This window comes from Enterobacter sp. 03-F-07-AD-ECC (genome assembly GCF_047530935.1).
Lineage (GTDB): Bacteria > Pseudomonadota > Gammaproteobacteria > Enterobacterales > Enterobacteriaceae > Enterobacter > Enterobacter cloacae.
The window spans coordinates 47555-62570 of record NZ_JBLKBZ010000004.1; the positions used below are offsets into that span (position 1 = coordinate 47555).

The window sequence follows — 15016 nt, forward strand, 5'->3', positions numbered from 1 at the left end:
GTATGTGTAGCACCTGCGGTTGCGCCGAAGGCAACCTGTATATCGAAGGGGATGAACACCGTCCTCACTCCGCGTTTCGCTCCGCCCCTTTTAACCCCGCACCGCGTCCGGCAGCGGCACTCACCGGCATTCGCTTTGCGCCTCAACGCTCCGATATGGGCGATCTTCATTACGGCCACGGCGAGGCGGGTACCCATGCGCCGGGCATGAGCCAGCGCCAGATGCTGAACGTAGAAATCAACGTACTCGATAAAAACAACCAGATCGCCGCCCGCAACCGCGCCCGGTTTGCCGCACGTCAACAGCTGGTGCTCAACCTCGTCTCCAGCCCCGGCTCCGGCAAAACCACGCTGCTGACGGAAACGCTCAAACGCCTGAACGAACGCGTCTCCTGCGCGGTGATCGAAGGCGATCAGCAAACGGTCAACGATGCCGCCCGTATTCGTGAAACCGGCACCCCGGCGATACAGGTCAATACCGGTAAAGGCTGCCATCTGGATGCGCAGATGATTGCCGATGCCGCGCCGCGTCTGCCACTGGAGGATAACGGTATTCTGTTTATCGAAAACGTCGGCAATCTGGTCTGCCCGGCCAGCTTCGATCTCGGGGAGCGGCATAAAGTGGCGGTCCTCTCGGTGACCGAAGGAGAAGACAAGCCGCTCAAATATCCGCATATGTTTGCCGCCGCGTCGCTGATGCTGCTAAACAAAGTCGACCTGCTGCCGTACCTGAATTTCGACGTGGATAAATGCCTGGCTTATGCCCGTGAAGTGAACCCGGACATTGCGATCCTGCTGGTCTCCGCCACACGCGGCGACGGCATGGCGCACTGGCTAAACTGGCTGGAGAGTGAACGATGTGCATAGGCGTCCCCGGACAAATCCATTCCATTGACGGAAACCAGGCCAAAGTGGAAGTCTGCGGCATATTGCGCGACGTCGATTTAACGCTGGTGGGCAGCACCGATGAGACGGGCGTCTCGCGCCTTGGTCAGTGGGTGCTGCTACACGTGGGGTTTGCCATGAGCGTGATTAATGAAGCGGAAGCGCGCGACACGCTGGATGCCCTGCAGAACATGTTCGATGTGGAGCCGGACGTCGGCGCGCTGCTGTACGGCGAGGAACGGTAATTATGCGTTACGTTGATGAATACCGCGCACCTGAGCAGGTGATGCAGCTTATCGGTCATCTGAAAACGCGGGCCGCCCTGCTGAAACACACGGCGGAAAAGCCGCTGCGGATCATGGAAGTCTGCGGCGGGCACACCCATGCCATTTTCAAATTTGGCCTCGATCAGCTGCTGCCGGACAACATTGAGTTTATCCACGGCCCGGGCTGCCCGGTTTGCGTGCTGCCCATGGGGCGCATTGACAGCTGTATCGAGATCGCCAGCCAGCCTGACGTCATTTTCTGTTCCTTTGGCGACGCGATGCGCGTGCCGGGGAAAAAGGGCTCGCTGCTGCAGGCCAAAGCGCGCGGCGCGGATGTGCGCATCGTGTACTCGCCGATGGATGCCCTGAAGCTTGCAACCGATAACCCTGGCCGAAAGGTGGTATTTTTCGGGCTGGGTTTTGAGACCACCATGCCCGCTACGGCGATCACGCTGCAGCAGGCAAAACGCAGCAGCGTCACCAATTTTTTCTTTTTTTGTCAGCACATTACGCTTATTCCGACGCTGCGCAGCCTGCTGGACGCCTCGGACAACGGCATTGACGCGTTCCTGGCACCGGGCCATGTCAGCATGGTGATCGGTACCGGGGCCTACGGCTTTATCGCTGACGATTACCATCGCCCGTTAGTCGTCGCTGGTTTCGAACCTCTTGATCTACTGCAAGGCGTCACCATGCTGGTTGAGCAGAAAATAGCAGCCCTGAGCGCGGTGGAAAATCAGTACCGCCGCGTGGTGCCGGATACCGGAAATGAACGGGCGCAGCAGGCGATAGCTGACGTATTTAGCGTTGAGGGCGACAGCGAGTGGCGCGGGCTGGGGTTGATTGCTGAATCCGGCGTGCGCCTGACCCCAGCCTACCGGTCGTTTGATGCAGAAACGCATTTCCGCCCACAGCCACAACAGGTTTGCGACGATCCCCAGGCCCGCTGCGGCGAGGTCCTTACCGGAAGATGTAAACCCCACCACTGCCCGTTATTTGGCAACACCTGTAACCCGCAAACGGCATTTGGCGCGCTGATGGTCTCTTCCGAAGGGGCATGTGCCGCGTGGTATCAGTACCGCAACCAGGAGAGTGAAGCATGAACACGGTTGAAATGGCGCACGGCAGCGGCGGTCTGGCGATGCAGCAGCTGATAAACCGGCTGTTTATGGAGGCCTTTGATAACCCCTGGCTCGCCGAGCAGGAAGACCAGGCCCGCATTGACCTCGCTTCCCTCACCGCCCAGGGCGACAGGCTGGCCTTCTCCACCGACAGCTATGTGATTGACCCGCTATTCTTCCCCGGCGGCGATATCGGCAAGCTGGCCGTCTGCGGTACCGCGAACGATGTCGCCGTCAGCGGTGCCATTCCGCGCTACCTCTCCTGCGGATTTATCCTTGAAGAAGGTTTGCCGATGGAGACGCTCGCGGCGGTGGTCAGCAGCATGGCGCACACCGCGCACGAGGCAGGGATTGCTATCGTCACCGGCGATACCAAGGTGGTGCAGCGCGGCGCGGCGGATAAGCTCTTTATCAACACCGCCGGGATGGGGGCGATCCCCGCCGATATTCACTGGGGCGCGCAGCAACTGGCCGTGGGCGACGTGCTGCTGGTCAGCGGCACGCTGGGCTGTCACGGGGCGACCATCCTTAACCTGCGCGAAGGGCTGGGGCTGGACGGGGAACTGCGCAGCGACTGCGCGGTGCTCACCCCGCTTATCCAGACGCTGCGGGCGATCCCCGGCGTGAAAGCCCTGCGGGATGCCACCCGTGGCGGCGTCAATGCCGTGGTGCATGAGTTCGCGGCCTGCTGCGGCTGCGGTATTGAACTTACTGAGCGCAGCCTGCCCGTCAAGCCTGCGGTTCGCGGGCTGTGCGAGCTGCTGGGGTTGGATCCACTCAATTTTGCTAATGAAGGCAAGCTGGTGATAGGCGTTGAGCGCGCCGCGGCCGAAACCGTACTTGAACAGTTGCGGGCGCATCCGTCAGGAAAAGAGGCCGCGATAATTGGTGAGGTGGTTGAGCGCAAAGGGGTGCGCCTGGCCGGACTGTATGGCGTGAAGCGCACGCTGGATCTGCCGCACGCGGAACCGTTACCCCGCATTTGCTAGAACCGCGTGAAAAGCGGTCGGCACGGAATTTTTTTTTGCCCGTTTCTACTGGAAAGCACTATGCCGTATACACCGATGAGCGATCTCGGACAGCAGGGTCTGTTCGACATTACGCGAACACTTTTACAGCAGCCCGACCTGGGTGCGCTGAGCGATGCCCTGACGCGCCTGGTCAGGCAATCTGCACTGGCAGACAGCGCCGCCATTGTGCTCTGGCATAGCGGGAGCCATCGTGCGAGCTACTTCTCCACACGAGAAAACGGAAAAGCGTTTGAATACGAAGACGAAACGTATCTCGCTCACGGGCCGATACGCCGTATTCTTTCCCGGCCGGAAGCGCTGCACTGCAATTTTGAGGAGTTCCGTCAGGCGTGGCCCATGCTGGCCCGGAGCGCCTTATATCAGCCGTTTGGTCATTACAGCCTGCTGCCGCTGGCGGTGGAAGGCCACATTTTTGGTGGCTGCGAGTTTATCCGTAATACCGACCAGCCATGGAGCGAGGCGGAATATGAGCGTCTGCACACCTTCACCCAGATAGTGGCCGTCGTCGCCGAGCAGATCCAAAGCCGCGTCAGCAATAATGTGGATTACGACCTGCTGAGCCGTGAGCGTGACAACTTCCGCATTCTGGTGGCAATCACCAACGCCGTGCTCTCCCGTCTCGACATGGATGAGCTGGTCAGCGAAGTGTCGAAGGAGATCCATCACTACTTCAAAATTGACGCCATTAGCATTGCCTTGCGCGGCCATCGCAAGGGCAAGCTCAACATTTACTCCACGCACTATCTCGACGAAGCGAACCCGGCCCATGAGCAGAGCGAGGTGGATGAAGCGGGAACCCTTTCTGAACGGGTGTTTAAAAGCAAGGAGATCCTGCTGCTCAATCTCAGCGAGCAGGATGTGATGGCGCCTTACGAGCGAATGCTGTTTAACATCTGGGGCAACAAAATCCAGACCCTGTGCCTGCTGCCGTTGATGTCCGGTAACACCATGCTGGGCGTTCTCAAGCTGGCGCAGTGTGAGGAAGGGGTGTTCACCACCGCCAACCTGAAGCTGCTGCGTCAGATTGCCGAGCGTATCTCCATCGCGCTGGATAACGCGCTGGCGTATCAGGAGATCCACCGTCTGAAAGAACGGCTGGTGGATGAAAACCTGGCGCTGACGGAACAGCTTAACAATGTCGACAGCGAGTTTGGCGAAATCATTGGACGCAGCGATGCCATGTACAGCGTGCTCAAACAGGTGGAGATGGTCGCGCAAAGCGACAGTACAGTGCTGATCCTGGGCGAAACCGGTACGGGTAAGGAGCTGATTGCCCGCGCGATCCACAATCTCAGCAACCGCAACAGCCGCCGGATGGTGAAAATGAACTGTGCCGCCATGCCTGCGGGTCTGCTGGAAAGCGATCTCTTTGGCCATGAGCGCGGTGCGTTTACCGGTGCCAGCAGCCAGCGTCTGGGCCGTTTCGAGCTGGCGGATAAAAGCTCGCTGTTCCTCGACGAAGTGGGCGATATGCCGCTGGAGCTACAGCCTAAACTGCTGCGTGTGCTGCAGGAACAGGAGTTCGAACGTCTTGGCAGCAATAAGCTGATTCAGACCGACGTGCGGCTGATTGCCGCCACCAACCGCGATCTGAAAAAAATGGTCGCCGACCGCGAGTTTCGCAGCGACCTCTACTATCGCCTGAACGTGTTCCCGATTTGCCTGCCGCCCCTGCGCGAGCGCCCGGAAGATATCCCGCTGCTGGTCAAAGCGTTTACCGCCAAAATTGCCCGCCGGATGGGACGCAACATCGACAGCATTCCCGCCGAGACGTTACGCACCCTTTCCTCGATGGAGTGGCCCGGCAACGTGCGCGAGCTGGAAAACGTCATTGAGCGTGCGGTGCTGCTGACGCGCGGTAATGTGCTGCAACTCTCCCTGCCGGAGGTTTCTCTGCCGGACTCTCCCGCAGCCGCGACCGACGTGGCCCAGGACGGGGAAGATGAATATCAATTGATTGTCCGCGTGCTGAAAGAGACCAACGGCGTAGTGGCCGGGCCGAAAGGGGCAGCCCAGCGTCTGGGGTTAAAACGCACCACCCTGCTGTCGCGCATGAAGCGCCTTGGAATAGATAAAGAGAGCCTGATTTAAGGCGCATTCCGGCGGTGCTTTCTGGCACCGCCTTTTGTCACCCTGCGTTATTGTCCCTCATTGACACACAATATTTTCCTCTGTATAAAATTCCGCCTTAATAATGAGTTTCATTTGCATCAAAAATAACTTTAATGAAGGGTAGCGTTTAATGAAGAAGGTCATCTGCGCGTTAGGCCTGGCGGTTGCGTCGGTCAGTTCTGCTCTGGCAACCACTTATCCTCTGACCATTGAAAACTGCGGTTATAAAGAGACCTTCACCAAAGCGCCGGAACGCGTCGTGGCCCTTGGTCAAAATACCGTTGAGATTTTGCTTCTGCTGGGTCTGGAAGATAAGGTGAAGGCCAGCGCCTTCTGGCCGACCAAAGTGCTGCCGCAGCTGGCCGAACAGAATGCCAAAATCAAAACGCTCACCGTCGAAATTCCTACGCTGGAATCTATCCTTGCGCAAAACCCCGATTTTGTTCCTGCACAATTGCCGCTGCTGCTCGGGCCAGAAAGTAAGGTCGCAAAACGTGAGGATCTGGCTACCGTCGGCGTGAACAGTTATTTATCACCGGGCATGTGCGCCACTAAAAAAGCCTCGGGCGATATGTACGGCAGCCGCCAGAAGCTGTGGGACATGACATACCTTTATAAAGAGATTGAAGATTTCGCCAAAATTTTCAACGTTGAAGACCGTGGTCAGGCCGTTATCGCCAGCTTTAAAAAACGTGAGGCAGACCTGCGCAAAGAATTTGGCAAAAGCAAAAAAGACCTCTCCTTTGTGTTCTGGTTCTCAAGCGCCTCTCCTTCTGCTGATGCCTACGTGGGCGGTAAAAACAGCGCCTCAGGCTTTATCGCTGACGTACTGGGTGGCCATAACGCCATCACCGCCGAGGCCGAATGGCCAACCGTGGGCTGGGAAAGCATCATTGCCGCTAACCCGGACGTGATTGTGGTCTCAAGCCTCGACCGTAACCGCTGGGCGCTGGATAACGCGGAAGCGAAAATCAAATTCCTGAAAAGCGATCCGGCCGTCAGCCAGCTTGAGGCCGTCAAAAAAGGCCATATCGTGGTGATGGACGGCCAGGCAATGAACCCGACGATCCGTACCATTTATGGCGCTGAACAGGTGGGCGAACAGCTCAGAAAACTGGGGCTGAACTGATGACGGCAGCTGTACTTCAGGCCCGACAGGGCCTGTTCCTGACCACTTCCGCCCTGCTGGCTATTGTCCTGCTGTTTCTGGTGATCGCCCTTGGCGTAAGCGTCGGAGAGTTGTCGATTCCGCTGTCCAATGTCTTTTATGCTATCGGTAATAAGCTGGGGCTGACCGCGATTCCGCTCAACCGCATCTATGAGAGCGTGATCTGGGACTTCCGCCTGAGCCGCGCGCTGGTGGCGGCCTGCTGCGGCGCGGGGCTGGCTATCTGCGGCGCGGTTTTGCAGAGCCTGCTGAAAAACGCGCTGGCTGAACCTTACGTGCTCGGCGTCTCTGCGGGGGCGTCCACCGGCGCGGTTTCCGTCGTGGTGCTGGGGATGGGGACCGGCGCGGTGTCGCTCTCTGCGGGCGCGTTTGCTGGCGCATTCGCCGCCTTTGCGTTTGTCGCCTTTCTGACCAACGGCGCGCGCGGCGGCAACGAGCGTACCATCCTGGCGGGCGTTGCCGCCTCTCAGCTCTTCAACGCCATCACCGCCTATACCATCAGCACCTCTGCCAGCGCGCAGCAGGCGCGTGATGTGATGTTCTGGCTGCTGGGCAGCTTTAGCGGTGTACGCTGGCCTGAATTCCAGCTGGCACTGGTTGTGGTACTGATTGGGTTAGCCATTTGCCTCTACTATTCCCGGGCGCTGGATGCCTTTACCTTTGGTGACGACGCCGCGGCCTCGCTGGGGATTGCCGTCCCCTGGGTGCGCCTGGCGCTCTTTACCACCACCGCATTGATCACCGCAACCATCGTCAGCATGGCGGGCTCAATCGGCTTTGTCGGGCTGGTGGTTCCGCACGTCATGCGTTTCTTGTTCGGTCCTCTGCATCGAACCCTGCTGATTGCCAGCGCACTGGCGGGGGCGATCCTGATGGTGCTGGCAGATATCGCCTCGCGCATGCTGATTGCCCCGCAAAGTCTGCCCGTCGGGGTGGTAACCGCCCTGGTTGGCGTGCCGTTCTTTGCCGTGATCATCTACCGCTCAAGGAATAAGTAATGAGTATCTGCGCTGAAAATATTACCTGGAAGGTAGGCAAAAAGGTCATCGTCAATAACGTGTCGCTCAAGGTGGCGCGCGGTGAAACGGTAGGACTGCTTGGCCCTAATGGTTGCGGTAAATCATCGCTTCTGCGCATTCTGGCTGGCCTGCGCCGCCCGGATGCGGGCTGTGTGACGCTGGACGGTCAGGACATTTCCCGCATCGCCAAAAAGCAGCTTGCGCGCCGGGTGGCCTTCGTTGAACAGCACGGTATGACCGATGCCAATATGCGCGTTCGCGATGTCGTCAAACTCGGTCGCATCCCGCATCACTCCCCGTTCTCGAACTGGAGCAAGCAGGATGACGAGACCGTTACCGCCGCCCTGCAGCGCGTGGATATGCTGGAAAAAAGCGATCAGGGCTGGCTGAGCCTCTCCGGCGGGGAGCGCCAGCGCGTGCATATCGCCAGGGCGCTGGCGCAGACGCCTACAGAAATTTTGCTGGATGAACCGACCAACCACCTGGACATTCACCATCAGATGCAGCTGATGCACCTGATAAGCGACCTGCCGGTGACCAGCATTGTGGCTATTCACGATCTCAACCATGCATCAATGTTCTGCGATTCGCTGATTGTGATGCAGCAGGGGCAAATCGTGGCCACCGGAACGCCGCAGGAGATCCTCTCTGAGGCGTTGCTCTGGGATGTTTTTCGGGTCAAAACCAAAATCGAGATCTCGCCGTTCCATGGCAAAAAGCACATTCACTTTATCGTTTAAGCGCCCGTAACATGATGCCCCTGCGCCCTGCCACAACGCTCTGGCCGCCCGTCTTACTGGGCAGCCAGTTTGTGTTTAACATCGGTTTTTACGCGGTCGTCCCCTTCCTGGCGATCTTTTTGCGCGACGACATGCTGCTTTCCGGCGGCCTTATCGGGCTGATTCTGGGGCTGCGTACCTTTTCGCAGCAGGGGATGTTCATCGTCGGCGGTGCGCTCTCAGACCGCTTTGGTGCCAAAATCATTATCCTCTGCGGCTGCGTCATCCGCGTTGCGGGTTATCTGCTGCTGGCATTTGGACACGCGCTCTGGCCCATCATCCTTGGCGCCTGTCTGACCGGCATTGGCGGCGCGTTGTTCTCTCCCTCCATCGAAGCGCTGCTGGCCAGGGCGGGTACGCATAGCGAGACTAAAGGTCAACGCAGCCGTGCAGAGTGGTTTGCGCTGTTTGCCGTCTGCGGTGAACTCGGCGCGGTGCTGGGCCCGGTTGTCGGGGCGTTGCTCACGGGGCTGGGGTTTCGCCAGGTGGCGCTGGCGGGGGCGGGGGTCTTCGTCGTCGCGCTGATTGTGCTCTACTTCTGCCTTCCGGCTGCGCAACACAGCAAGCAGGCACTCAATATTGTTCCCTGGTGGACAACCTTCCGTCAGCCGCGCTTTGTCGCCTTTATCATCGCCTACAGCTCGTGGCTGTTGAGCTACAACCAGCTCTATCTGGCGCTGCCCGTAGAGATCCAGCGTGCCGGTGGTAACGAGAAAGATCTCGGCCCCCTGTTTATGCTGGCCTCTGTGCTGATCATCACCTTGCAGCTTCCGCTGGCCCGCTTTGCACGACGCGTGGGCGCGGTGAGAATTTTGCCGGTGGGCTTTTTACTGCTCTCGGCATCTTTTGCGAGCGTGGCGGTGTTCGCCCCGACGGTGCCGCCGGAAGGCTGGCTGCGCTTGCTGCCGTCGGTATGTTTTGTGGCGCTATTAACGCTTGGGCAAATGCTGCTGGTGCCCTCGGCGAAAGATCTGGTTCCACGCTTTGCGGAGGAATCGACGCTTGGCGCGCACTACGGCGCACTCGCCACCGCAGGCGGTGTTGCGGTGCTGCTGGGGAATTTGCTGTTTGGCAGTCTGCTGGATCGTGCGCTTGTCCCTTCGCCGCAGGCGATGTCCCCCTGGCTGCTGCTGGCCCTGTTCCCGCTATGCAGCGCGATCGCCATGAAGATCATTTGTCGCCCTTTCACACGCTGAGACGGTTACTTTTTCGGGCGATACTTTTCCGGTAATTCCGGTACCGGGCGACGATCGTCAAGCAGATGGCGTACCGTCAGAATGGGGTGACGCCACAGCATGCGGGGCCCCGCCCAGCGCATAATCTGCTTCATCTCTTCACGCCGGGCGGGCTGGTAGCAGTGTACCGGACACTGTTTACAGGCCGGTTTTTCCTCACCAAAGACGCACTTATCCAGACGCTTATCTGCATAGGCATTCAGCGCCTGATAATGCCCCTCTTCCTGAGAAGCCTGCGGGCACTGTTTTTCATACAGAGCGATCATTCTGGCGATCGTCTTTTTTTCCCGTGAAATACGTTTACCAGACATAGCGGCTCACCGACTAAAAACATGCATTAATAATACTCCTTTATCTGCCCCTTTTCAGTCGTTGCATTTCGTTTTCTGAAGCCGCCTTCCACTATTAAGCCCACCCCCACCCTTTTTTACTGGTATTTTATACAGGCATTAACAACACGCGTCGCTCATCGTTACGGAGGCTATATGCAAGAGATCGCCACGACCAAACACTATCGCCACTTAAAAGTCGGTTATTTCAGAAAGCGTCACGAAGACCGGAAGACCAAAATCCCGCGACGTTACAGCGTACATGCGGCGTTGAGCTTAAAAGGTGACTGGCTGGAGCAGGCAGGGTTTACTACCCACTCTCAGGTCAGGGTGGGGGTTGAACAGGGGAAAATTGTCATCGAACTACTGAAAGAAGATCTCAGCGAGAGCAGAAGAAAATAGGACGCTTACCGACGGTAAATAGAAACCCTCTGGGCCCTTGTTTCAGAATGGTATAGTTCAATTTATGGTTCGGATAAATAAAGAAATCAGGCAACACGTCGCCGAGCACATTATCCGGCAGGGAGTCTTCATTAACCTCATGGATCTTCACGGAGGTAAACTGGAAAGAGTCTTTGTTTTCGGTCCAGATATAAGACACATCCCGGCGGATAGAGGCTATCGCCTTCTCATTTTTAAAATATGTCCCGCTTAGCGCGATGACCCCGGTCTGCTTTTGCATGGTGTACATAAAATCCAGCGTCAGGTTTGCGCGGGCATCTTCATGGTAAACAACAACAGAAACTGAACAGGCTTCCGTATTTTGTTTTTTTTCTAAGTGATAATGATAAAGCCAGGACGTCAGCGCCCCAACGGCAAACAGGACGAGACACAGGATGGCAGTAGACTTTTTAGTCACTGATTGTACCCCCTAAAATAAAGCGTAACGCATCCTGCATCTTCTTCTTGCTCATACGGTTTTCTGCAAATGAGTACAGAAAGTGCCGGAGCCGTGCTGGATGAAGAGAAGTAGGCCCAGGGGTATTTTTTACAATCGAGCCCTGTTCGCATGATAATTTGCTTATAACGCGTGAAGTTACCCCTGCTTTTAATATCATCGTTTCGTGAGAAAAAATGGCAGCCATTTTCCGTACTGCTTATGGTGTAGTCTTTAAAAAAGTCTTTTCTGGAATAGTCATGGACCGCCAGATGAAGAATAAAATAGCCCAGCCCAAAAGAGAGGGCCATAAAAAGCAGTGGAAGATAGCGACGATAGTAATGACGCGGGGTCATATCTTTCACCTGAACGGCAGCAGTTTCCGCAATCACCTCTTTCGAGCCGGTGACAGGCTGGGCTTCTGCTATCGCGCTTTCTGATTCTGTTACGTCGTTTTCAATTCGGCTGACCTTTACTTCTTTTTTAATCTGGAACCCTTTTCTGGGCACCGTGGCAACCAGCGTGTCGTCAGTCTCTCCCGTCGTGCGCAACCCACGCCGGATAATGGAGATATTCTGATAAAGGGTATTGGCCGGAACTAACATTCCGTCTTCACCCCAAACTTTAGTAAAGAAATCCCTTTGATTAACCACTTCCGGGGCGGACTCAAGCAGAAGAACCAGACAACGACTGGCTGGCGTGGTCAGAATGACGCTCAACTCCGGTCGGGTCATAGAGACAAGTAAGTTTTTCTCTGGACAAAATTTAATATTATCGTTAATTATCCAGAACATATGAGACTCACTATGCAATAAACAGAATCAGAAAACTGTTGCCAGAGTTAGCAAGTATACTCTGCGAATATTCCTTGTCAAAGCAGTAAGTTATGGTGTTTGTTCAGCAGTAACACCGAAATAAAATAATGTGAGCATAATAGAATATTATCCCCACATCGAAGACAAATACGTTTCTGAAACAGAAAAAAAGGATGACGTTATATTCTGACGCCTTTATTCCCGTTTACGTTTAATACGCAAGGAATATCGCGCGGTGTTCCTTTAGCGTTACCGGACCAGCGTGCCTGTCGCAATTGCGGCAAGACAGGCCCACGTCTTCAGTATCGCTGGAATCAGGTACGCATTTTAGTCGAAAGAGCCTGCACGTCTGTTTTCCTGTCCAGCAGAGTCCGTTATCATGGTCCGTGAACGATTCATGATAAGAAACGCAGGCTGTCATGCGTTCCAATGAGAGAGTAAGAAACCTGACAATAAAAAAGACAACTCATTGAAATTGAAAAAAAATGGACACGGTAACCTAATGAGTACACTTGAAAATTTTGACGCCCATACCCCAATGATGCAGCAGTACCTGAAGCTGAAAGCGCAGCATCCGGAAATTCTGCTGTTTTACCGCATGGGCGATTTTTACGAGCTGTTTTATGACGATGCTAAACGGGCATCGCAGCTGCTCGACATCTCTCTGACCAAACGTGGCGCATCGGCAGGTGAACCCATCCCGATGGCAGGCATTCCGCATCATGCGGTAGAAAACTACCTGGCCAAGCTGGTGAATCAGGGCGAGTCGGTTGCCATCTGTGAGCAGATCGGCGATCCGGCCACCTCAAAAGGCCCGGTTGAACGCAAGGTCGTGCGTATCGTCACGCCAGGCACCATTAGCGACGAAGCCCTGCTCCAGGAGCGTCAGGATAACCTGCTGGCGGCCCTGTGGCAGGACGGCAAAGGGTTTGGTTACGCCACGCTGGATATCAGCTCCGGGCGTTTTCGTCTGAGCGAGCCGGCTGACCGGGAAACCATGGCAGCCGAGCTGCAGCGCACCAACCCGGCGGAACTGCTGTATGCCGAAGATTTTGCCGAAATGGCGTTGATCGAAGGTCGTCGCGGCCTGCGCCGCCGTCCGCTGTGGGAATTTGAAATTGATACCGCTCGCCAGCAGCTCAACCTGCAGTTTGGCACCCGCGATCTGATTGGCTTTGGGGTGGAAAACGCCCCGCGCGGATTGTGCGCCGCGGGCTGCCTTTTGCAGTATGTGAAAGATACCCAGCGCACCGCCCTGCCGCATATCCGCTCTATCACCATGGAGCGCCAGCAGGACAGCATCATTATGGATGCGGCCACGCGTCGGAATCTGGAGATCACCCAGAACCTGGCGGGTGGCGTTGAGAACACGCTGGCATCCGTCCTCGATAACACCGTGACGCCGATGGGCAGCCGCATGCTGAAGCGCTGGCTGCATATGCCCGTCCGCGATACGGATACGCTCGTTTGTCGTCAGCAGACCATTGCCGCGCTGCAGGATCGCTACACCGAACTGCAGCCTGTGCTGCGTCAGGTGGGCGATCTGGAGCGTATTCTGGCTCGCCTGGCACTGCGCACGGCGCGGCCTCGCGACCTTGCACGAATGCGTCATGCCTTCCAGCAGTTGCCGGAACTGCGTGCTCAACTGAGCGACGTTGACAGCGCACCGGTTCAGAAACTGCGCGAAACCATGGGCGAGTTTGCTGAACTCCGCGAGCTGCTGGAGCGCGCTATCATAGATGCGCCGCCGGTTCTGGTGCGCGACGGTGGCGTAATTGCCCCTGGCTACAACGAAGAGCTGGATGAATGGCGCGCGCTGGCTGACGGCGCAACGGATTACCTCGACAAGCTAGAGATCCGCGAGCGCGAACGTCTCGGGCTCGATACCCTGAAAGTCGGCTATAACGCAGTCCACGGTTACTATATTCAGATCAGCCGCGGGCAGAGCCATCTGGCGCCGATTCACTATGTGCGTCGCCAGACGTTGAAAAACGCTGAGCGCTACATCATTCCTGAGCTGAAAGAGTATGAGGACAAAGTTCTCACCTCGAAAGGCAAAGCGCTGGCCCTGGAAAAGCAGCTTTACGACGAGCTGTTCGACATGCTGATGCCACACCTCGCGGACCTGCAGTTAAGCGCTGGCGCGCTGGCGGAGCTGGATGTGCTGGTAAATCTGGCTGAGCGTGCTGAAACGCTGAACTATACCTGCCCGACCTTTACCGACAAGCCCGGCATTCGCATTACCGAAGGCCGCCACCCGGTGGTGGAGCAGGTACTGAACGAGCCGTTCATCGCTAACCCGCTGAGCCTGTCGCCGCAGCGAAGAATGCTGATCATTACCGGTCCGAACATGGGCGGTAAAAGTACCTATATGCGCCAGACGGCGCTTATCGCCCTGCTCGCCTACATCGGCAGCTACGTTCCGGCGCAGAAAGTGGAGATTGGCCCCATCGATCGTATCTTCACCCGCGTGGGTGCGGCGGACGATCTGGCCAGCGGCCGTTCCACCTTTATGGTCGAAATGACGGAAACCGCCAATATCCTGCACAACGCGACAGAACACAGCCTGGTGCTGATGGATGAAGTCGGACGCGGCACCTCAACCTACGACGGACTGTCGCTGGCATGGGCGTGTGCGGAAAACCTGGCGAATAAAATCAAGGCCATGACGCTGTTCGCGACGCACTACTTTGAACTGACGCAGTTGCCGGAGAAAATGGAGGGCGTGGCAAACGTCCACCTGGATGCGCTTGAGCATGGCGATACCATCGCCTTTATGCACACGGTGCAGGAGGGGGCCGCGAGCAAGAGCTATGGCCTGGCCGTCGCGGCACTGGCGGGTGTGCCTAAAGAGGTAATTAAACGCGCGCGTCAGAAACTGCGCGAGCTGGAAAGCCTGTCACCGAATGCGGCGGCCACCCAGATTGACGGCACGCAAATGTCGCTGCTGGCACCTGCGGAAGAGACGTCACCCGCCGTTGAAGCGCTGGAGAATCTCGACCCGGATTCACTGACGCCACGTCAGGCGCTGGAGTGGATTTATCGGCTGAAAAGTCTGGTTTAGTTTTCTGCGGTCTGTTTTGTCGGGTGGCGGCTTCGCCTTACCCGTCCTACAAAACCCGTAAGCCCGGTAAGCGTAGCGCCACCGGGCTTTTTTTTACAGCAATGGCGGAATGGTCGGCACCTGCGGCGCCTCATCAATATCCTTCTGCGTCATGCGGAACGCTTCAGGGTAATGTTCGCGGCTGGTACGACGCAGCGGCTCGGTATCGCGCCAGGTATACAGACAATGCTGGCACTGATAAACCGTCCAAATCCCTTTCACCGGTGATGTGGCCATCACCTCAATTTGCTCATCGGCACAACGTGGACAAATCATC

At 56.8% G+C, this 15016-nt stretch carries 15 protein-coding genes; 11 read left to right on the forward strand and 4 right to left on the reverse strand.

The features are described from left to right. Positions 1-2 precede the first annotated feature (2 nt). From hypB to ACMWKA_RS07560, 9 genes are all read left to right on the forward strand, one after another. Positions 3-866, forward strand: a complete 864-nt coding sequence (hypB, locus tag ACMWKA_RS07520; protein WP_414760105.1) for a hydrogenase nickel incorporation protein HypB — start codon at positions 3-5, stop codon at positions 864-866. Next, entirely contained in the window at positions 857-1129 is a 273-nt protein-coding gene (locus tag ACMWKA_RS07525) for a HypC/HybG/HupF family hydrogenase formation chaperone (RefSeq protein ID WP_369706670.1), read from the forward strand. Before hypB ends, ACMWKA_RS07525 begins: the two co-directional genes overlap by 10 nt. A gap of 2 nt (positions 1130-1131) precedes the next feature. Continuing rightward, positions 1132-2253, forward strand: coding sequence for a hydrogenase formation protein HypD (hypD, locus tag ACMWKA_RS07530; RefSeq protein ID WP_414760106.1), 1122 nt, complete (start codon positions 1132-1134; stop codon positions 2251-2253). Next, complete coding sequence (gene hypE, locus ACMWKA_RS07535) at positions 2250-3260, forward strand: hydrogenase expression/formation protein HypE (RefSeq protein WP_414760107.1); 1011 nt, start codon at positions 2250-2252, stop codon at positions 3258-3260. Before hypD ends, hypE begins: the two co-directional genes overlap by 4 nt. A gap of 60 nt (positions 3261-3320) precedes the next feature. Further along, positions 3321-5393, forward strand: a complete 2073-nt coding sequence (flhA, locus tag ACMWKA_RS07540; protein WP_029883188.1) for a formate hydrogenlyase transcriptional activator FlhA — start codon at positions 3321-3323, stop codon at positions 5391-5393. Between the two features lie 151 nt (positions 5394-5544). After that, a complete protein-coding gene (locus ACMWKA_RS07545; RefSeq protein WP_414760108.1) occupies positions 5545-6543 on the forward strand; it encodes an ABC transporter substrate-binding protein in 999 nt (332 codons plus the stop codon). After that, a complete protein-coding gene (locus ACMWKA_RS07550) occupies positions 6543-7580 on the forward strand; it encodes a FecCD family ABC transporter permease (RefSeq protein WP_128310971.1) in 1038 nt (345 codons plus the stop codon). The genes ACMWKA_RS07545 and ACMWKA_RS07550 overlap by 1 nt, the downstream gene beginning before the upstream one ends. Then, positions 7580-8341, forward strand: coding sequence for an ABC transporter ATP-binding protein (locus tag ACMWKA_RS07555; protein ID WP_013098479.1), 762 nt, complete (start codon positions 7580-7582; stop codon positions 8339-8341). The genes ACMWKA_RS07550 and ACMWKA_RS07555 overlap by 1 nt, the downstream gene beginning before the upstream one ends. 14 nt (positions 8342-8355) lie before the next feature. Next, entirely contained in the window at positions 8356-9576 is a 1221-nt protein-coding gene (locus ACMWKA_RS07560) for an MDR family MFS transporter (protein WP_029883185.1), read from the forward strand. Between the two features lie 5 nt (positions 9577-9581). Here ACMWKA_RS07560 and ACMWKA_RS07565 read toward each other — a convergent pair whose 3' ends face one another. Further along, positions 9582-9926 (reverse strand): nitrous oxide-stimulated promoter family protein, encoded by a 345-nt coding sequence (locus ACMWKA_RS07565; protein WP_038420491.1) that lies wholly within the window; start codon positions 9924-9926, stop codon positions 9582-9584. 174 nt (positions 9927-10100) lie between these two features. Between ACMWKA_RS07565 and ACMWKA_RS07570 the strand changes: the two genes are divergently transcribed. Continuing rightward, positions 10101-10346 carry a SymE family type I addiction module toxin gene (locus tag ACMWKA_RS07570; protein WP_013098482.1) on the forward strand — a complete coding sequence of 82 codons (246 nt, stop codon included), beginning with the start codon at positions 10101-10103 and terminating at the stop codon, positions 10344-10346. Here the strand turns inward: ACMWKA_RS07570 and ACMWKA_RS07575 are convergent. Further along, complete coding sequence (locus ACMWKA_RS07575) at positions 10324-10803, reverse strand: membrane protein (protein ID WP_023621089.1); 480 nt, start codon at positions 10801-10803, stop codon at positions 10324-10326. The two genes, ACMWKA_RS07570 and ACMWKA_RS07575, sit on opposite strands and share 23 nt — an antisense overlap. Further along, entirely contained in the window at positions 10800-11615 is an 816-nt protein-coding gene (locus ACMWKA_RS07580; RefSeq protein ID WP_414760109.1) for a winged helix-turn-helix domain-containing protein, read from the reverse strand. Before ACMWKA_RS07580 ends, ACMWKA_RS07575 begins: the two co-directional genes overlap by 4 nt. 523 nt (positions 11616-12138) lie before the next feature. On the opposite strand from ACMWKA_RS07580, the gene mutS reads away from it, so the two are divergent. After that, positions 12139-14700: a DNA mismatch repair protein MutS gene (mutS, locus tag ACMWKA_RS07585; RefSeq protein ID WP_013098485.1), complete on the forward strand. Its 2562-nt coding sequence runs from the start codon at positions 12139-12141 to the stop codon at positions 14698-14700. Positions 14701-14793: 93 nt separating this feature from the next. Here mutS and ACMWKA_RS07590 read toward each other — a convergent pair whose 3' ends face one another. Then, positions 14794-15015, reverse strand: a complete 222-nt coding sequence (locus tag ACMWKA_RS07590; RefSeq protein WP_013098486.1) for a non-oxidative hydroxyarylic acid decarboxylases subunit D — start codon at positions 15013-15015, stop codon at positions 14794-14796. Between the last annotated feature and the right edge of the window lies 1 nt (position 15016).